This window comes from Streptomyces sp. NPDC005794 (assembly GCF_042871445.1).
In the GTDB taxonomy this organism is placed as follows: Bacteria; Actinomycetota; Actinomycetes; order Streptomycetales; family Streptomycetaceae; genus Streptomyces.
The window spans coordinates 119,805-137,694 of the sequence record NZ_JBIAIN010000013.1 but is presented as its reverse complement, the minus strand read 5'-3'; the positions used below and the strand labels follow the sequence as shown (position 1 = coordinate 137,694).

At 72.5% G+C, this 17,890-nt stretch carries 16 protein-coding genes and 2 pseudogenes; 7 read left to right on the top strand and 11 right to left on the bottom strand.

All coding sequences use genetic code 11. The annotated features are described in order from the left end of the window. Positions 1–2 precede the first annotated feature (2 nt). Both ACFYQ5_RS21940 and ACFYQ5_RS21935 read right to left on the bottom strand, forming a co-directional pair. Complete coding sequence (locus ACFYQ5_RS21940; protein WP_389199631.1) at positions 3–206, bottom strand: hypothetical protein; 204 nt, start codon at positions 204–206, stop codon at positions 3–5. A 370-nt stretch (positions 207–576) separates the two neighbouring features. Then, the gene (locus ACFYQ5_RS21935; protein ID WP_389199630.1) at positions 577–1,434 is read right to left on the bottom strand and encodes a 3-hydroxybutyryl-CoA dehydrogenase; all 858 of its coding nucleotides are present in this window, start codon (positions 1,432–1,434) and stop codon (positions 577–579) included. Between the two features lie 195 nt (positions 1,435–1,629). On the opposite strand from ACFYQ5_RS21935, the gene ACFYQ5_RS21930 reads away from it, so the two are divergent. Continuing rightward, entirely contained in the window at positions 1,630–2,892 is a 1,263-nt protein-coding gene (locus ACFYQ5_RS21930; protein WP_389199628.1) for a glycoside hydrolase family 10 protein, read from the top strand. 52 nt (positions 2,893–2,944) lie between these two features. On the opposite strand, the gene ACFYQ5_RS21925 is transcribed toward ACFYQ5_RS21930, so the two are convergent. Further along, positions 2,945–3,148 carry a DUF1918 domain-containing protein gene (locus ACFYQ5_RS21925; RefSeq protein WP_389199626.1) on the bottom strand — a complete coding sequence of 68 codons (204 nt, stop codon included), beginning with the start codon at positions 3,146–3,148 and terminating at the stop codon, positions 2,945–2,947. 42 nt (positions 3,149–3,190) lie between these two features. Beyond that, entirely contained in the window at positions 3,191–4,165 is a 975-nt protein-coding gene (locus ACFYQ5_RS21920; RefSeq protein WP_389199624.1) for a DMT family transporter, read from the bottom strand. Here ACFYQ5_RS21920 and ACFYQ5_RS21915 point away from each other — a divergent pair. The 4 genes and pseudogenes from ACFYQ5_RS21915 (at position 4,164) to ACFYQ5_RS21900 (ending at position 7,949) form a co-directional block, all read left to right on the top strand. Further along, positions 4,164–5,624, top strand: coding sequence for a PLP-dependent aminotransferase family protein (locus ACFYQ5_RS21915; protein ID WP_389199622.1), 1,461 nt, complete (start codon positions 4,164–4,166; stop codon positions 5,622–5,624). The two genes, ACFYQ5_RS21920 and ACFYQ5_RS21915, sit on opposite strands and share 2 nt — an antisense overlap. Next, positions 5,621–6,060: pseudogene (locus tag ACFYQ5_RS21910) on the top strand (GNAT family N-acetyltransferase). Before ACFYQ5_RS21915 ends, ACFYQ5_RS21910 begins: the two are co-directional and overlap by 4 nt. A gap of 68 nt (positions 6,061–6,128) precedes the next feature. Continuing rightward, positions 6,129–6,704, top strand: a complete 576-nt coding sequence (locus tag ACFYQ5_RS21905) for a histidine phosphatase family protein (RefSeq protein WP_389199620.1) — start codon at positions 6,129–6,131, stop codon at positions 6,702–6,704. Between the two features lie 93 nt (positions 6,705–6,797). Beyond that, entirely contained in the window at positions 6,798–7,949 is a 1,152-nt protein-coding gene (locus ACFYQ5_RS21900) for a serine hydrolase domain-containing protein (RefSeq protein WP_389199619.1), read from the top strand. Between the two features lie 7 nt (positions 7,950–7,956). On the opposite strand, the pseudogene ACFYQ5_RS21895 reads toward ACFYQ5_RS21900, so the two are convergent. From ACFYQ5_RS21895 to ACFYQ5_RS21880, 4 genes and pseudogenes are all read right to left on the bottom strand, one after another. Next, positions 7,957–8,052, bottom strand: a pseudogene (locus ACFYQ5_RS21895) (DNA-binding response regulator); the annotation flags it as partial. Between the two features lie 38 nt (positions 8,053–8,090). Then, a complete protein-coding gene (locus tag ACFYQ5_RS21890; RefSeq protein WP_389199782.1) occupies positions 8,091–9,251 on the bottom strand; it encodes an acyltransferase in 1,161 nt (386 codons plus the stop codon). Positions 9,252–9,270: 19 nt separating this feature from the next. Beyond that, positions 9,271–10,230, bottom strand: coding sequence for an alpha/beta hydrolase (locus tag ACFYQ5_RS21885; protein ID WP_389199618.1), 960 nt, complete (start codon positions 10,228–10,230; stop codon positions 9,271–9,273). Between the two features lie 138 nt (positions 10,231–10,368). Next, complete coding sequence (locus tag ACFYQ5_RS21880) at positions 10,369–11,142, bottom strand: LysR family substrate-binding domain-containing protein (protein WP_389199617.1); 774 nt, start codon at positions 11,140–11,142, stop codon at positions 10,369–10,371. 37 nt (positions 11,143–11,179) lie between these two features. Here ACFYQ5_RS21880 and ACFYQ5_RS21875 point away from each other — a divergent pair, with 37 nt between their 5' ends. Further along, a complete protein-coding gene (locus ACFYQ5_RS21875; protein ID WP_389199616.1) occupies positions 11,180–11,602 on the top strand; it encodes a DUF5997 family protein in 423 nt (140 codons plus the stop codon). A 30-nt stretch (positions 11,603–11,632) separates the two neighbouring features. On the opposite strand, the gene ACFYQ5_RS21870 is transcribed toward ACFYQ5_RS21875, so the two are convergent. The 3 genes from ACFYQ5_RS21870 to ACFYQ5_RS21860 form a co-directional block, all read right to left on the bottom strand. Next, a complete protein-coding gene (locus ACFYQ5_RS21870) occupies positions 11,633–12,265 on the bottom strand; it encodes an SRPBCC family protein (RefSeq protein ID WP_389199614.1) in 633 nt (210 codons plus the stop codon). A gap of 201 nt (positions 12,266–12,466) precedes the next feature. Next, a complete protein-coding gene (locus tag ACFYQ5_RS21865) occupies positions 12,467–13,957 on the bottom strand; it encodes a carboxylesterase/lipase family protein (RefSeq protein WP_389199613.1) in 1,491 nt (496 codons plus the stop codon). Between the two features lie 43 nt (positions 13,958–14,000). Then, the gene (locus tag ACFYQ5_RS21860; protein ID WP_389199612.1) at positions 14,001–14,915 is read right to left on the bottom strand and encodes an MBL fold metallo-hydrolase; all 915 of its coding nucleotides are present in this window, start codon (positions 14,913–14,915) and stop codon (positions 14,001–14,003) included. Between the two features lie 188 nt (positions 14,916–15,103). Here ACFYQ5_RS21860 and ACFYQ5_RS21855 point away from each other — a divergent pair, with 188 nt between their 5' ends. Beyond that, positions 15,104–17,887: an AAA family ATPase gene (locus ACFYQ5_RS21855; protein WP_389199611.1), complete on the top strand. Its 2,784-nt coding sequence runs from the start codon at positions 15,104–15,106 to the stop codon at positions 17,885–17,887. Positions 17,888–17,890 lie beyond the last annotated feature (3 nt).

Genomic DNA, 17,890 nt, shown 5'->3' with positions numbered 1-17,890 from the left:
GATCACGAGCGGCCCCGTGGAGGATCGTCGTAGGTGCGCTTGCCGTTGGGGTCACTCTGGCCGGTGGACGCGCCGCGGGCGGAATTGCAGTCGGTGGTGGTGACGTGACCGACCGCGTTGGTGACGGCCGTCCTGGTCAGCAGGCCGTTGGTCTCGGTGTACTGGGTCTTGGTCTCGTTGTTCTGGGTGTCCTTCTGCTCGCCCACGACGCGATCGGCCGGATCGCCTCCGTCTGGCTGCCCGACCGGGCCAAGTCCCAGACCTCGGCATCAAGTACTCCTACCTGGTCCGCACCGACGAGCCCACGGCCATCAAGACGGAAAAGGTCGAGAACGACGGCACGTACGGCACCGAGTACGAACTCTTCGACGGCTTCTTGCGCGGCCGTCAGAAGCAGACCGTAGGACGGTTAAGACCTCGGTCACGACCACCCACGCCACTGCTCCGCAGCGCTCCCACACGACACCGGGTCGGCAGCACGAGACAAGGCGCTGCGGGCCGCACATGGGTCCGACCTCGGGCAACGCGTCCCCGACAGGCCCAGCGGTGTCAGCGCCGGGCCTGTCGGTAGGACGGTCAGTACGAGTAGAAACCCGAGCCCGTCTTGCGGCCGAGCCGGCCCGCGTCGACCATCCGCTGCAGCAGCGGGGGAGCGGCGTACAGCGGCTCCTTGTACTCCGCGTACATCGAGTCGGCGACCGAGGCCACGGTGTCCAGGCCGATCAGGTCGGCGAGCTTGAGCGGACCCATCGGGTGGGCGCAGCCCATCTCCATGCCGTTGTCGATGTCCTCGCGGCTGGCGATGCCCGACTCGAACATCCGGATCGCGGAGAGCAGGTACGGGATCAGCAGGGCGTTGACGACGAAGCCCGACCGGTCCTGGGCGCGGATCGCGTGCTTGTCGAGCACGTCCCGCACGACGGCTTCGGCACGCTTTATGGTCTCGTCGGACGTGGTCAGCGCCGGGATCAGCTCGACGAGCCGCTGCACCGGGGCCGGGTTGAAGAAGTGGATGCCGATGACCTGGTCCGGCCGGGAGGTCGCCACGGCCAGCTTCACCAGCGGGATGGAGGAGGTGTTCGAGGCGAGGATCGCGTCCGGCCGCGTCACCACCTGGTCGAGCACCTGGAAGATCTCGGTCTTGACCTGCTCGTTCTCCACGACGGCCTCGATCACGAGATCGCGGTCGGCGAACTCACCGAGGTCGGTGGTGAAGCTGAGACGGGCGAGGGTCTCGTCGCGCTCCTCCACGGTGATCTTGCCGCGTTCGGCGGCCTTGGAGAGGGAATTGTGGAGCCGGGTACGCCCTATCTCCAGGGCCTCGCCGGTGGTCTCGGCCACCTTGACCTCGAGGCCGCTGCGTGCGCACACCTCCGCGATGCCTGCGCCCATTTGGCCACAGCCCACCACTCCGACGCGTGCAATGTCGGCCATAGAGTCCGTCACCTCGTGCCTTTCGCTGATCTCGTGCGGCAGTTCCCGTTTGATTCCGGTGCCCGCCTCGGCCCCACGACGTTACTCCGCGATCAGGCTCCGGTGAGCTGCGGGTCGGGCGGTCCGGGGCGGGCATGATCTGCGTCACGCACTGCCGACGTGACATACGGGAACAGGAAAGTGAAAGGTGTACAGATGCGTCGAATGAGCCGGAGGTCATTGGTGGTGGGTGCGGCGAGCACGGCGGCCGCTCTGCTGACGGCGGGTGATGCCGCCGCCGCACGCGGGCCGGGCTCCCCCCGGCACGGGGGCCGGGGCCGCAGGGCGGGCGAGGGTGAGCTGCGCGGGGTGTGGATCGCCACGGTCGCCAACCTGGACTGGCCCTCGAAGCCGGGCCTGAGCGCCGCGGCTCAGCAGGCCGAGCTGATCGCGCACCTGGACCGCGCGGTCGCCCTGCGGCTGAACGCCGTGGTGCTCCAGGTCCGGCCGAGTGCCGACGCGCTCTGGCCCTCGTCGTACGAGCCGTGGGCCCAGTGCCTCACCGGTGTCCAGGGCAAGGACCCGGGCTGGGACCCGCTGGGCACGGCGGTCCGGGAGGCACACGCGCGTGGTCTGGAGCTGCACGCGTGGTTCAACCCGTACCGGGTCGCGAACCACACGGACCCCTCCCGTCTCATCGCCTCCCACCCCGCCCGGGTGCACCCGGACTGGGTCCTGCCGTACGGCGGGAAGCTCTACTACAACCCGGGGCTGCCCGAGGTCAGGGAGTTCGTCCAGGACGCGATGCTCGACGCGGTGAGCCGCTACGCCGTCGACGCGGTGCACTGGGACGACTACTTCTACCCCTACCCGGTGGCGGGCCAGGTCTTCGACGACGACGCGGCGTACGAGCGGTACGGCGAGGACTTCGCGGACAAGGCGGCCTGGCGCCGCGACAACACCGACCGGCTGGTGCGCGAGACGGCTGCACGGATCAAGGAGGTCAGGAGTGGCGTCCGGTTCGGGGTCAGCCCCTTCGCCGTGTGGCGCAACGCGAAGACCGATCCGCTGGGCTCCGACACGGCGGCCGGCGTACAGACCTACGACGACCTGCACGCCGACACCCGGAAATGGGTGAAGGAGGGCTGGATCGACTACATCTGCCCGCAGATCTACTGGAACATCGGCTTCGCCGCCGCCGACTACGCGAAGCTGCTGCCGTGGTGGGCCGAGACGGTCAGGGGTACCGGCGTCGGCCTGTACGTCGGTGAGGCGCTCTACAAGGCCGGCGATCCCGCCCAGCCCGCCGCTTGGCAGGACCCGGCCGAACTCTCCCGGCACCTCGACTTCGCCGCCGGCCATCCGGAGGTGGGCGGCCACGTCTACTTCTCGGCGAAGCACGTGAAGGCCGACCCCTCGGGGGCGATGGCCCGGGTGGTGGCCGACCACTACCAGGTCAGGGCGCGCACACCGCGCTGACGCCCCGGACGCGTGCGCCGGGGGCCGCTCGTGCCCCCGGCGTACGCGCGCCCTACCGGTCCCGTTCCTCCGCAGCGCTGTGCTGGACGACGCTGTCGGGGCCCGGGGACCTGATCGATTCGTGCCCGTCCTCGAAGCGCAGGCGGTACGGGGGGCTGCCCCCGTCACCCAGCACCTCGATGATCTCCGCGACACGGTCGTGCTGTCCCACGGTCCTGCCGTGCGTCAGCAGCCGGTCGCCCGTGTGTGCCTCCATCGGGGGTGACCTCCTCACGGGTGGTGGTCCATGTCGACAAGTCTATGACCGGACGGGCGCCTCGGCCCCTGTGCGGCGGGTCTCGCGGCTGCCCGCGCGCTGGGTGACGGCGATGCACACCAGGACGGCCACCGCCGCCGACGGGGCGGCGGCGGACACCTCCTCGCCGAGGGCGAGGAACGACCAGACGAGGGTGAGGAGCGGCTGCGCCAGCTGGAGCTGGCTGGCCCGCGGGACCCCGATCTCCGCCATGCCCCGGTACCAGACGTACAGGCCCAGGAAGGTGGACCCGGCGGCCACCCAGACCAGACCGATCACCCCACGCGCCGTGAGGTGTACCGGTTCGAAGGGCAGGGCGACGGCGGCGCCGGCCACCGCGACCGGCAGGGCGAGGATGAGCGCCCAGCCGATCACCTGCCAGCCCGGCATCACCTTGGCCAGCCTGCCGCCCTCGGTGTATCCCGCCGCGCAGACCAGCAGCGCCCCGAACAGGTAAAGATCGCCGGCGGACAGCTTTCCGCCGCTCTGCTGGACGGTGAAGACGATCACCAAGACCGCCCCGGCCAGCGCCGCGACCCAGAAGGCGCGCGGCGGACGCGCCCCGGTGCGCGCGGCCGCGAAGAGCGCGGTGGTCAACGGGAGCAGCCCCACCACGACAGCCGCGTGCGAACTCGTGGAGGTCTCCAGGGCCAGCGAGGTCAGCAGCGGGAAACCCACCACCACGCCGCCGGCGACGACCGCGAGGCCGGCCCAGTGGCGGCGCGCCGGCAGCGGCACCCGGCCCGCCGGCAGCGCGCATCCCGCGATCAGTGCCGCGAGCACGCTGCGCAGGGCGACGAGGGACCACGGACCGAAGCTCTCCAGGCCCCATACCGTCGAGGGGAAGGTCAGCGAGAAGGCGAGGACCCCGAGGCCGGCGAGCAGGAGGCCGCCTCCCGGGCTGCGGCGTACGGAAGTGAGCCGGTCCGACCCAACTGCTATCGGGTCCTGGGCGGTAGCGCTACTCTGTGCTGTCATGTATGAGCGTAGCAGCGTGTCCGAGCTGGCAACTACTCTGCGGAGCGAGCTGAACCGCTACTCGCCAGGTGGAAAGCTGCCGTCGAGTAGGGCTCTCGTCGACCGGTTCAAGGTCAGTCCGGTCACCGTCTCCAGAGCTGTCGCCCAGCTTGCCGCCGAGGGTCTCGTCGTCACCCGTCCCGGCTCCGGAGCATTCCGCGCCGAGACCCGCCCCGCCGCGCCCGTCGAGGGGGACACCTCCTGGCAGGAGGTCTCGCTCAGCGGGGCCGGTGGGCCGGAGGTCGTGCCGCGCACCGTCGACGCCTCAGGGGTGCTCGTCACGCTCGCCGCGCCGCCGTCCGGCGTCATCGAATTCAACGGCGGCTACCTCCATCCAGGCCTCCAGCCCGAGCGCGCCCTCGCCGCCGCCCTGGCCCGGGCGGGCCGCCGGCCCGGGGCCTGGGGCAGGCCGCCCACGTCCGGGCTGGCCGAGCTGTGCGCCTGGTTCGCCCGGGAGATCGGCGGCACCCTCACCGGGCCCGACGTCCTGGTCACGGCGGGTGGGCAGAGCGCCCTGGCCACCGCACTGCGTGCCCTCGCCCCACCAGGCGCCCCCGTCCTCGTCGAATCGCCCACCTACCCGGGCATGCTGGCCGCCGCCCGCGCCACCGGCCTGCGGCCGGTCCCCGTGCCGATGGACGCCGACGGGGTGCGGCCCGATCTGCTGGAAGCCGCGTTCCGGGCCACGGGGGCCAAGGTTCTCGTCTGCCAGCCGCTCTTCCACAACCCGACGGGCGTGGTCCTCGCCCCCGAGAGGCGCGAGCGCGTCGTGCGGGCCGCCCGGCAGGCGGGTGCCTTCGTCGTCGAGGACGACTTCGCCCGCCACCTCGTCCACGACGACGCCGGCCCGCTGCCCGAGCCCCTGGCCGCCGACGACCCGGACGGCGTCGTGATCCATGTGCGCTCCCTCACCAAGATCACGTCTCCCAGCCTCCGCGTCGGGGCGCTGGCCGCCCGAGGGCCGGTGCGGGAACGGCTGCGCGCGATCCAGGTCGTCGACAGCTTCTTCGTGCCCCGTCCGCTCCAGGAGGCCGCGCTCGAACTCGTCGGCTCCCCGGCCTGGGAGCGCCATCTGCGCACCACGGCCGTCGAGCTCGGCGGCCGCCGCACCGCGATGACGGCCGCCCTGCGCGGCCTGCTGCCCGAACCCACCCTGGCGCATGTGCCGTCCGGTGGCGGCAGCCTCTGGCTCCGGCTCCCCGGGGAGGGGGCCGAGGAGCCCGCCCTGGTCGCCGCCGCCCTGCGGGCCGGCGTCGCCGTCGCACCCGGCCGCCCCTACCACTGCGCCGAACCACCCGCCGGGCATATCAGGCTGAGCTTCGCGGCCGTGTCGGGCCCCTCCGAGATCGCCGAGGGGGTGCGCAGACTGCGCACCGCCATGGACGAGGTGCGGACGCCGGGCGATAGCCTCCCGGGATGACCGACCACGACACCGCCGTGCGGCGCTACGAGATCTCCGACGACCCCGCGCGGCTCGACGCGACGCCCGCATCCACCACTGGCTGTCCACGGACGCCTACTGGGCCCTGGGGCGCACCCGTGAACAACAGGACCGGATGATCGAGGGTTCACTCAACTACGGTGCCTACGACCCCGCTTCGGGGGAACAGGTCGCCTTCGCTCGCGTGGTCACCGACCGCGCCTCCTTCGCATGGATATGCGACGTCTACGTCGACCGCGCGGCCCGCGGCCAGGGCCTCGGCACCCGGCTCGTCACCGCCGTCCGCGACGAACTGGCTCCGCTGGGCGTGCGCAGGTTCCTCCTCGCCACCAAGGACGCCCACGGCGTGTACACCAAGCTCGGGTTCACCCCGCTCGCCGAACCGGACATGTGGATGGTCCTCCAGACGGGCTGAGGACGGGCGAACACGTGGGGCCGCCCGCCCTCTTGACCGGCACGGCGCCCGGCCCCACGATCGCTCGCATGAGCGTTCGGGTGTCTCTGGTCGCCGCAGCACGCAGCTCCGCCCTCCTCGCCGAGCGTTTCGACGACGACCGGCCGCTCGACCACGCCGGCTGGCGCGAGGTCCAGCTCGCCGCCCACACCCTGGTGCCGCTCGGTGCCGCCGAGCTGCGCTACTGCTCGCCCACCCCGCGCAGCCGCGCCACCGGTGACGCCCTCGGCTTCGCCCCACTCCTCCAGCCCGCGCTGCGTGACTGCGACATGGGCCGCTGGCGGGGGATGACCCTGTCGGAGGTGGCCGCCCGCGAGCCGGCGGCCGTCGACGCCTGGCTGGCCGATCCACGCTCCGCCCCGCACGGGGGAGAATCCCTGCTCGGCTTCATATCGCGGGTGGGGGGCTGGCTCGACACCCGCCCGGTCTCCGAGGGTGCGGTCGTCGCCGTCGCCGAACCCGCCGTCGTGCGCGCGGTCCTGGTGTACGCGCTCAAGGCCCCGCCGTCGACGTACTGGAACGTCGACGTCCGGCCGCTGTCCACGGTGACGGTCACCGGACTGCCCGGTCGCTGGAGTCTCAGCCTCGGGGCGCTTCCCGGCTGAACGGTTCACCCCGTCGAAGGAGCGGTGCGTGCGGCGCCTTCCCGCCGGTCCGACCAGTCGGTATGGTGCGTGCACCGAGACGAGGAGAGACCTGTGCCGCAGATCCAAGGCCACTGTGACGACCGGTTCGCCGCAGTACGCGACGCGTTCGCGGCGAACTTCGCCGAGCGCGACGAGCTGGGCGCGGCGGTCACCGTCCTGCTCGACGGCCACCCCGTGGTGGATCTCTGGGGAGGCTGGGCCGACGGGGAGCGGATCCGCCCGTGGGAGCGCGACACCGTGGTCAACGTCTGGTCCACGACGAAGGGCCCGACCGCGGTCTGCGCCCACATCCTGGTCGACCGCGGCCTCCTGGACCTGGACGCCCCGGTGGCGGAGTACTGGCCCGAATTCGCCGCCGCGGGCAAGGAATCCGTCCGTGTACGCCACCTCCTCTCGCACCGCTCCGGCGTCGCGGGCCTGCGCGATCCGCACACCCTGGCCGAGCTCTACGACTGGGAGCTGACCACGGCCCGTCTCGCGGCCACCGAGCCCTGGTGGGAGCCGGGCACCCGCTCCGGCTACCACGCGATCTCGTACGGCTTCCTCGTCGGCGAGGTCGTCCGCAGGATCACCGGCCTGCTGCCCGGGGAGTTCCTGCGGCAGGAGATCACCGGGCCGCTCGGCATCGACTTCAGCGTGGGCTTCCCGGAGAAGGACGCCGACCGGGTCGCCGAACTCGTCCAGCCGAAGTCCGTCTCCCGCGAACAGGCCGCCCTGTTCGCCACGATGGAGCCGGTGGCCATCGCCTCCCTCCTCAACCCCGGCACGGGCGTCGCCGCCGCCAACACCCCTCAGTGGCGTGCCGCCGAGATCCCCGCGGCCAACGGCCACGGCACCGCCCGCGCGGTCGCCTCCCTCTACGGCATCCTCGCCGGGCGGGGCACCCTCGACGGCCGGAAAATCCTCTCGGAGGAAGCGGCCGAGCGGGTCCGCGAGGGCCAGGGCAGCTGCCGCGACCTGGTGCTGGGAGCGGGCTTCGCCCATGAGACCGAGCTGGGCCTCGGCCTCTGGCTGAGTGGCCCGAACTGCTCGTACGGGCCCAACCCGCGTGCCGTCGGCCACGACGGGGCGGGTGGCTCCTGCGGTCTCGCCGACCCCGAGGCCGGTATCGCGCTCGGCTACGTGATGAACCGCATGGGCGCGCACATCTCCGACGACCCGCGCAAGATGGCGCTGGTCGACGCGGTGTACGGGGCCCTGTGATCCGTGGTCAGTAGCCCGCCGGGCGCACCAGCCCCGACTCGTACGCGTACACCGCGGCCTGGGTCCGGTCACGCAGGCCCAGCTTCACCAGGATCCGGCTCACCGGCACGCGACGCCGCCCCACCTGTCCGCGCGACGTCTTCAGACACGCCGCGACTCCGGCGCCCGCGCAGGGGAACCCGACCGTACGACGGTCGAACGGCCGCCGCCCCGCTGCTCGTACGCCCCGAACGCGGCCCGGCAGACCAGCAGCACCAGGGCGAACACCGGCAGCCAGGCCAGCCGGGCGAGGACCCAGCCGGGTCCGTCGGGCAGGTCGTGCAGTCCGGGGAGGGGGCCGTGCAGGAACAGGGCGGTCGACGTGACCACGATCATCGCGGTCTGGTGCCACAGGAAGACGGTCATCGCGGACAGGTTGAGCAGAGCCACCGCCGCCCACACCGCGGGGCGTGAGAGGGCCCGCCGCAGGCGTCCGAGCAGCAGCAGGGCCGCACCGCACTGGGCGAGGCCGAAGGTGACGGCGGCGAGCGTCGGCGGGTCGAGGTTGGAGAGCGTGCCGCCCGGCACCCCGACCATGGCGGCGGGATATCCGGCGAACCGCACCAGTCCCGCCGTTGCCACCGCGCCTCCGAGCAGCAGCACCCATCCGGTCCGGCGGTCGCTCAGCCCGCCCCGCGCCCAGGCCGCCCCCAGGCAGTAGGGGACCAGCCAGCCCGCGGCCACGTTGATCCAGCCCAGGGCGGCGGGGCCGTCGAAGCCCAGCCGGAACAGGTCGACGTACAGCACGACGGTGAACGGCCACAGCGGGTGCAGCCGCGCCACCAGCGGGGTCGCGGCCGTCAGCGCCGCGAACACCAGCAGGAACCACAGGGGCGACCACACCAGCTTGCTCAGCGCGCGTACCGTCCCCTCGTCCACCCCCGAGGCCAGCATCACGCCGGCTGCCACGGCCCACACGGCGGTCACGACGGCGACCGGCCGGAACAGGCGGCCCATCCGCACCCGCAGCCATCGCCCGTAGGACTCGCCCCTGGCACGGGCGGAGGCATACCCCTTCGCGCCGACCTGGCCGCCCACCAGGAAGAAGACGGCGAGTGTCTGGAACACCCAGGAGACGGGGGTGAGTCGGGGCATGTGCTGCAGCGGACTCGCGCCGTGCACGGTTCCGCTGTCCGCGACCAGCGCCGTCACCAGCCAGTGACCGCACACCACGCCGAGGATGGCGAAGGCGCGCAGCGCGTCGACCGCCCGGTCGCGTTCCCGGGGCGTCGCCGCATCGATCCGCCGTACGAGACCGCGCATGTCCAGTCGCCGTACGAGGTCACGCATGACGGCCCCCGGCCTTCCCCGCGACGATTCCGGCGAGGCTGTGCAGCGAGACGGAGCCGGGCGTCAGATAGTCGCTGTGGCCCGCGCCGCCGGCGTCGAAGACCTCGGCGCCGAATTCCGGCGCCACCGGATCCGTCCCGAACCCGACGGTGACGAACGGCAGCGGGACTTCGAGATGCGGGACACTGGCGATCCAGTCGTCACCGCCCAGTCCCGCCCGCACCGTGGCCCGGGTGTGCAGGGCGGCGGCGCTGTCGGCACCGGTGCCGGGACTTCCGTACAGCACGATGTCCGCGACCTCGAGCCCGGACGCGGCGCGGGCGCAGACCACGGAACCGTAGGAGTGGCAGAGCAGAGACATCCGGGCGGCGGGCGTGGCCGCGCCCAACTGCCGTACGAAGGACCGCAGGCCCGGTGCCGCTTCATCGGCCCGACCCGACGTCAGGGAGGAGGGGCCCAGCATGGTGGGCGTCCGGTAGCCGAGCCACGCCACGACGGCGGAGCCGCTGCCCAGCTCGCCCAGGAGGGCCTTGGCGCCGCGCTGTAAGCGCCCGTAATGATCGAGGTCGACGCCCGCTCCCGGCACCAGCACGGCAATGCGTTCCGCCCCGGACAGGTCCCCGAAGACCTCCGCGCTGCGGCCGCCGTCGCGCCCGTCGAACCACAGGAAGGTGCGCCCCGGGCCCGCCATGCCCGTGAGCGTGGCGGCCCGTCGCCGGTCGCCGTGGCGGGCGGCCATGTCCCGTGCCGCCCGGATCTCCTCCCGGCCGGCCGCGTACCTGGCCTCCAGCACCGAGGGCTCCGCCGTGCTCAGCGGGGCCGGCGCGGCCGGGGCGGGGGCCGGAACGGCGGCGGGGCGGGACGCCCCCGACACCGGCAGAGCCACCGACGCGGTGACGAATGAGGCGAGCAGGGCACGACGCGCGCGCCTGCTCCATGGGCGGGACGACATGGGAAGTCCTTCCGTACCGGATGGTTCTCGTTGAATCCGGTACCGAAGTTATGGAGCGACCCGTGTCGTCGGCGTCCCGCCAGGGAATGCACCTGGCGCGTAGCTCCCAGGTACTACGGGTGGGGGCCGGTCCACCCACTACGGCCGACGGCGGGGCTTCCCGCGCTTGGCGCCGCCCTTGGACTGCTTGGCTCCGCCGGAGCCGCCGGCACCGCCCCGGGACGTCTTGCCCGCCGCGGGCTTGCGCGGGGCGCCGGTCTTCTTGTCGGCGCGCTTGGCCTTGGGCTGCGGCGGCGTCGGGGGACGGCCCCTGGTGCTGTTGACGGTCCGCCCACGGACGATCCCGATGAATTCCTCCACCAGGTCGGTGGTCTTCTCCTCCGGCCAGGACAGGGCGATCCGCGACTCGGGGACGCCGGTCAGCGGCCGGTAGGTGAGGTCCTTGCGGTGGTGCAGACGGGCCAGCGACTGCGGCACGACCAGCAGCCCCACACCGGCCGCCACCAGCTCCACGGCGTCCGCCGTCGTGGCGGGCCGCTCGAACGCGGGCCGGCCGGGCGGACGCTCCCAGTCGAGGGGGTCGTCGAGGGGGTGCAGGACGATCTCCTCGGCGAGGTCCTCGGCCGACATCTCCTCGACGGCGGTCGCCGCGTGGTCCTTGGGGATGACGACCACGGTCGTCTCGGTGTAGAGAGGGATCGCGCTGAGGTCCGTGCGGTCGACGGGCAGCCGCACGAAACCGGCGTCCGCGCCACCGCCGCGCAGCAGACCGGCGGCTTCGGCGGCGGGTACGCCGACGAGGGTCAGCGGGGTACCGGGCAGCCGCTCGTTCCAGATCCGCACCCACTTGGTCGGGGTCACGCCCGGGACGTAGGCGAGCCGGAACGCAGGGGGTACTTCCGAGCCTGTCACCCCGCCAGGTTACCGGCCGTGGTCGGAGGCGGTGCACATGCTCGATACCCTGGACACCATGACGTCGCACCAGACCACCCAGACAATGAAGCCCGCCACCGCGGCGAAGAAGCTGGGTGTGTACCTCGAAGCCACCCCCGCCGAGTTCCAGGAGGGCGTCGTCTCGCGCGCCGAGCTGAACGCGCTGCAGTCCGACCCGCCCCAGTGGCTGCAGGAGCTGCGCCGTGACGGCCCGCACCCCCGGCCGGTGGTCGCCTCGAAGCTGGGCGTCTCCATCGCCGGTCTCGCGCGGGGCGGTGTCACGGAGCCCCTCACCACCGAGCAGATCGACGCCCTGAAGCAGGACAGCCCGGAATGGCTGGAGAAGGAGCGCGCCACCCAGGCGGAGGTCCGCAAGGAAGCGGCGCGCATCAAGGAGCGCGACGCGGCCCGGGCCGCCGAGCAGGCCGACCGCGACTGACGTGCCCGTGGGCGGCGGGACGCGGCCAGGCTATTCGCCCGTATAGAACGCGACGGTCGCCACCGTCGTCGCGGTCACGGTCTCCGGGTCCGCACCGGCAGCGGCGAACGCCCGCCCCCATTCCTCGCCCGAGCGCGACACGAAGGCCTTCGCCTCGGGTGAGGCCTGCCACTCCACCGCGTCCTCCGGGCTGAGCCCGCCGCCCGCCAGATGCCATCCGAGCCCCAGCAGGGCCAGGTCCCATCCGATACCGACGGCACCCGGCCCGTACTGGCTCCGGAACTCCTCCGGGATGACGGACACGTGCTCCAGCTCGAACACCGTCCGGTCGCCGCCCTCCGGCGCGAGCCGCACCTCGACCTCGCTGAAGCCGGGGTCGGGGCCGAACAGCCAGGACACCCGCAGCCGCTCCGGTGGTACGCACTCCAGGATCTCCCCGCCGGCGTTCCCCTCCAGCTGGTAGTTCCCGCCGACCCGGAAATCACCGGTCACGGGAAGGAACCACCGGGCGATCCGCTCCGGCGAGGTCACCGCCTGCCAGACGTCGGGGGCGGCGCTGTCGAAGGTGCGCCGCAACAGCACCGTGCCCGCTTCGCGCGACCCCACCCGGCGGGTGCCGACCTCCCGGTGCACACGGCTGACCTCATCGACGATCTCGCTCATGGCCGCTCACTTCCCATCCGTGTGTCCCCGCTCGCGCCGCGTCCGGCCGGTCCCAGGCCATGTAACCGAAGATCCGCCGCGCTCGCCCCTCCACGCTGCACACGGTGGTGGACGTTCACTGTGTGTGAGGGTCGTGGTGAGGTGGTCCGGCGTCAGGGCGGCGACCGGCCGATACCGAGGGTTGGTGGCCGGGCCACCGCGTCAGCTCCAGGTCCGGCGTTCCTGGCTGTGCGGGTCGTCGATCTCGGCCCACCTGGCGCCGATGCGCATCGTGGTTCTGCGGTCGTTGTCGTACGGTGCCCAGCCCGGGTCGCCGGTCCTGGCGAAGCGGATCCAGGCATCGTGGGCCCGGGAGGCCAGGTCGGCGGGCGGCTTCTCGGGGCCGAGCAGTGCTTTCGGGCCGTGCAGCCGGGGGAGGCCCGCGAGGTCGAAGACGAAGGGGAGCTCCACCCCGTGGGTGGCGCCGAGCTCTCCGTCCAGGGCCTCGGAGCGCCACGTGAACTCGTAGCCGTAGGTGCCCGACGAGGGGTGCGTGGCGTGCGCGGAGGCCATGGCCCAGCTGCCCGCGCCGAACAGTGCGTCGCCCATGATCGCGGAGCGAAGCGCGCCGGGGGACGCCTCCGGACGTGCCGCCCGGTACGTCTCGACGAGCTTCGCCGGGTCGGGGTGCGAGGCGGCCGCGGCGGCCTCGACGTCGGCGTCGGTCGAGGTGGAGTACGTGCCCACCGGAGCCAGATAGAGGTTGCCCTCTTCGGAGTTGGTTCCGATGAGCAGGTCGACGTCGGCGCTCAGTCCGGCGGCGACCGCGTGAGCGGGCTGGGTGTCCAGGACCAGGCTGAAGGGGCTGAGCCCGATCAGCGGGTCGCGGTGCGTCTCGGTCTTGAGGTGGATGCCCGCGAGCTTGGAGGCGGCCTCGACGAGGCGCTCGTCGGAGATCTCCGCGAAGGCGTCGAGGCAGGGCTCGATGCCGAGCACGTCGGCTGCGGCGCGGGTGACGCGCGCGCCCTGTTCGGTGGTGAAGGCGCCCAGACCGCTGCCGCTCTGGACGATCGCCCGGCGGAACAGGCCCGAGGCGCCGGGCGTGGCGAGGACGCCGCCGACGATGGTAGCTCCGGCCGACTGACCGAAGAGGGTGACGTTGCCCGCGTCTCCGCCGAACGCGGCGATGTTCTCGCGCACCCAGCGCAGCGCGGCGACGACGTCGAGCAGACCACGGTTGGCGGGCGCGCCCGGGAGGTCGAGGAAACCCGTGATGCCCAGGCGGTAGTTGAGGGTTACCAGCACCACGCCGTCGCGGGCGAAGGCACTGCCGTCGTACATCGTCGAGCGTGTCGACCCGGCGACGAATCCGCCGCCGTGCACGAACACCATGACGGGCAGGCCGCCGCGCCGGGTCTCGGGCGCCCAGACGTTCACGGTGAGGTAGTCCTCGCCACGGCTCCAGCCGGTGCCGAAGTAGGGAGTCATGTCGACGCTGCCGAGCGTGCGCTCGGACTGCGGCGCGTTCGGTCCCGGCGCGGTGGCGTCGCGCACGCCGGCCCAGGCGGCATGCGGCCGCGGCGGCTGGAACCGGGCGGCGCCGGTGGGCGCGGCGCTGTAGGGGATGTTCAGGAACACGGTGGTGCCGTCCTGGCGCAGGCCGCGCACCGCGCCCTGAGCGGTGGTGACGACGGGAGCGGGGTGGTGGTTCACAGTCTTGGCCTTTCCGCGGGTGTCGTTCTGCTCGCAGCAGGAGTCAGCGCTGCTCGGAGTACGGGGCGAAGGGAGCCCAGCCCTTGATGCCGAAGGCGTCTCCCCGGCGCGTCACCTCGGCCGCGCCGTGGCCGCCCAGGTGGGCGGGGATGACCAGCGCGTTGTTGTCGGCCGCCCAGCCCAGCACCTTGCGGCGGGTGGCGATGGCCTCGGCCGGGTTCTCGCAGAAGCAGCTGTTGGAGTCCGGGTGGAGGATCTGCACCGGGCTGTGGAGCATGTCGCCGACGAAGACGGCGCGGTCCGAGCCGGAGCCGAGCGTCAGGACGGAGGAGCCGGGGGTGTGGCCGGGGGCCAGGTCCAGACGCAGGTTGGCGTCGATCCGGTGACTGTTCTCCCACAGCAACGTCTGGCCGGCGGCGTGCACCGGGGCGACGCTGTCCTCGAACACGTTCTGGTTGCCGCGGCCGAGCAGCGGCTTCCGGCCGTTCTCGGGATTCCAGAAGTCGAAGTCGTCCTTCGGCATCAGGTACGTGGCGTTCGGGAACGTGGGCACCCAGCTGCGGTCGTCCAGATAGGTGTTCCAGCCGACGTGGTCGATGTGCAGATGCGTGTTGATCACGACGTCGACGTCCTCCGGCTCGACACCGGCGCGGGCGAGGTTGGCGAGGAAGTCCGTCCTGAGGTGGCTCCAGACCGGCGCGTACGGACGCTCCTTGTGGTTGCCGACGCCGGTGTCGACGAGGATCGTCCTGCCCTCACTGCGCAGCAGCCAGGTCTGGATAGCAGAATTCACGATATTGGTATCGGAATCCAGAAAATGCGGCGTGAGCAATTCCTGACCATTTTCCCAGACGTGTTCGGGGGTTTCCGGGAAGAAGGATTCAGGGGTCATTTCGACAGGGCCGTAGTATTCCCATACGCGGGTGACCGTGACATTGCCGAGCTCGATCTGGTCCATGAGACTGAGACTTCCTTGGTCGACCGGAGGCTTGACGGAACCGTACGAGGAGCCCCGGCCCGGCGGTATCAGTCACATGACTGCAGTGGAACGCACACAGGCCGGAGCCGTCTCCGGCACTTGTATTCTGGGTGCGACAAGGCGAGCCGAAGGCTCCCATGGAACGACCGGCGATTCCTGGAGGCCCCGTGGACGATCACGTGGCGGATCCCGGCGCGGCCGGCGGACCGGCGACGGAGAGCAGCGAGATGATCGTCGGCCGCAAAGCGGATCTCGAGCGTGTGTTTCGTATGGTGACTCACGCGTCGGCGACCGAACGGGTCCTGGTGCTTTCCGGCGACGCCGGCATGGGAAAAAGCGCGCTCCTTGAATCCGCGATGCGATGGGCAGGGGTGTGCGGCGTCCGGGTGCTGCGCACGGAGGGGAGCGAGTCGGAGGCGAGCCTCGCGTTCTCCGGGCTGCATCAGCTGCTGCGGCCGGCCGTCGGCGCCGTGGACCAGTTGCCCGAGCGGCAGCGCGCGGCACTCTCCGCTGCCCTCGGTACACGTCCCGCCGAGGGAGCGCCCGACCTCATGCTCATCGGCGTCGCCCTCCTGGGCCTCCTGTCGGATCTGGCCGACCGGCAGCCGCTGCTCCTGGTGCTCGACGACGCCCAGTGGATCGACCGGGCTTCCCTGGACGCCCTGGCCTTCGCCGTCAAACGTCTGGACGCCGACCCGGTCACGCTGCTCATCGGTGTACGCACCGGCGATCCGCTCCCCGCCCTCGACCGGCACGGGCAGACCCTCACTCTGGCCCCGCTCGACACCGCCGCCGCAGGACGGCTCCTCGATCAACAGCCGCAGAGCCCCACCGGACGAGCCAGGGACCAGGTCCTCGACCAGGCGGGCGGCAACCCCCTGGCCCTCGTCGAACTGGCCCGGGCCGCCACCTCAGCCGGCAGTGACCCCACCGGGCCACTGCCTCTCACCGGGCGACTGGAGCGGATCTTCGCCGCCCGCCTCACCGAACTTCCCGAATCCACCCGGCGGTTGCTGCTGCTCCTGGCGGCCATGGACACGGCCGACACGGCGGGGCTGGCAGCGGGCGGGCTGCCCGGCGCCGAGGACACCGCGTGGCTGCCTGCCGAGCGGTCCGGACTGGTTCGCCGCACCAGCCGGGCCATCCGCTTCGGCCACCCCCTCATGCGGTCCGCCGTCTACCACGCCGCCTCCCTCGACGCCCGGCGCGCCGCCCACCGCGCACTGGCCGACCTGCTCGGCGACGCTCCGGACCGGCGCGCCTGGCATCTCGCGGCCGCAGCTCCCGGCCCGGACGCGGGCGTCGCGGCCGCGCTGGAGCAGACCGCGGACCGGGCCCGCCGGCGCGGCGGCTACGCGGCAGCGGCGCAGGCACTACAGCGAGCCGCCGACCTCGCACCGCACCGCGCGGAAAGCGCCAGGCTGCTCGTCGCGGCCGCCGGGGCGGCCGTGTTCACCGGCGAACTCACCTGGGTCGACGAGCTGGTCACCGCGGTACGCGAACGCACCGACGACGCAAAGCTGCTGGTCACCGCCTCCCTGCACGCCGGCCGTCTCGCGACGCTGACCACCCGCCACACCCTGGTGTTCTCCCGTCTGACGCACGCCGCGCGGCAGTGGGCGGCCGCGGACCCGGACGCGGCCCTCGACATGCTCGCCAGTGCGGCGGTCGTCCGCTTCTACTCCGGAGAGGACGCCCAGCGGCAGGAGATCGACCGTGTACTGGCGCAGCTTCCGCCGGACGGGCAGAGCGACTGGCGACGCGCCTGGGTGCGGACGGTGTCCGCCCCGGCCGACGGCAGAGCCGAACTCATCACCCTTCTCCCACAGCTGCTCGCCGACGCGGAGCACAGGCCCGAGCGGCTCACCACCCTCGCGATCATGGCCTGGCTCCTGGACGAGACTCCGCGCGCCGTCAGCGCCTTCGACACGGCCTTCGACCGCTGGCAGGTCCACGGACGGCTGCCGGAGGGCCTTGGCGGCGCCGCCGCCTGGGCGTATGTGGAGCACGGGCGGTGGGAGCAGGCGCGCGAGGCCTGCGCGCAGACCACCGCGAGCGCCTCGATGATCGGCCTCGACCATGCCGTGGCGTGCGCGGCCGCGGTGGACGCCACGGTTCTGGCGCTCCAGGGTGACGTGGCCGGAGCCCGTTCCCGGGCCGCTGACGCGCTCGCCCTGATCGATCCGCTGGAGAGCCGCTCGATCGCCGTGTACGTCCGCCGCGCACTCGGCGCCGCGGCCGGTGCGGAAGGCGCGTACGAGACCGCGTACAGCCAACTCCGCCTGGCCTTCACGGCGGAGGGGGACCCTGTGCACTATCACGCGTCCTGTCCTGCCCTTGCGGAGCTGGCCGCCGCCGCGGTCCGCACCGGGCACCGTGACGAGGCGCGCACGATCGTGGAGCGCTCCGCCCGCCGGCTGGGCGACGGCGCGTCACCCCGGCTGCGCGCGCTGATCAGCCGGGCCCGCGCCCTGCTCGCGGACCCGGAGGACGCCGAACCGTACTTCCGGGAGGCACTCGCCGATCCGGCGCTCAAGCACTGGCCCTTCGAGCGCGCCCAGACCCTCCTCGACTGTGCTGAATGGCTGCGGCGCCGCCGGCGTATCGCCGAGGCGCGGCCGCTGCTCACCGCGGCCCTCGAAGCCTTCCAGCGCCTCGGGGCCCGTCCGTGGGTGGAGCGCGCCCAGGCCGAAATGCGCGCCGCGGGCATCGACGTCGCAGCCTCCACCCCCGACGCGCTGGCCGAGCTCTCCCCGCAGCAACAGCAGATCATCAGGCTCGCCGCCCGCGGCCTGACCAACAGGGAGATCGGCGAGAAGCTCTTCCTCTCGCCGCGTACGGTCAGCTCGCACCTTTACCGCAGCTTCCCCAGACTGGGCATCACCGCCCGCTCGCAGCTGCGCGACCTCATCGAGGGAACGCTCGTGGCGACCGGGCGCAACCGGGAGTGACCG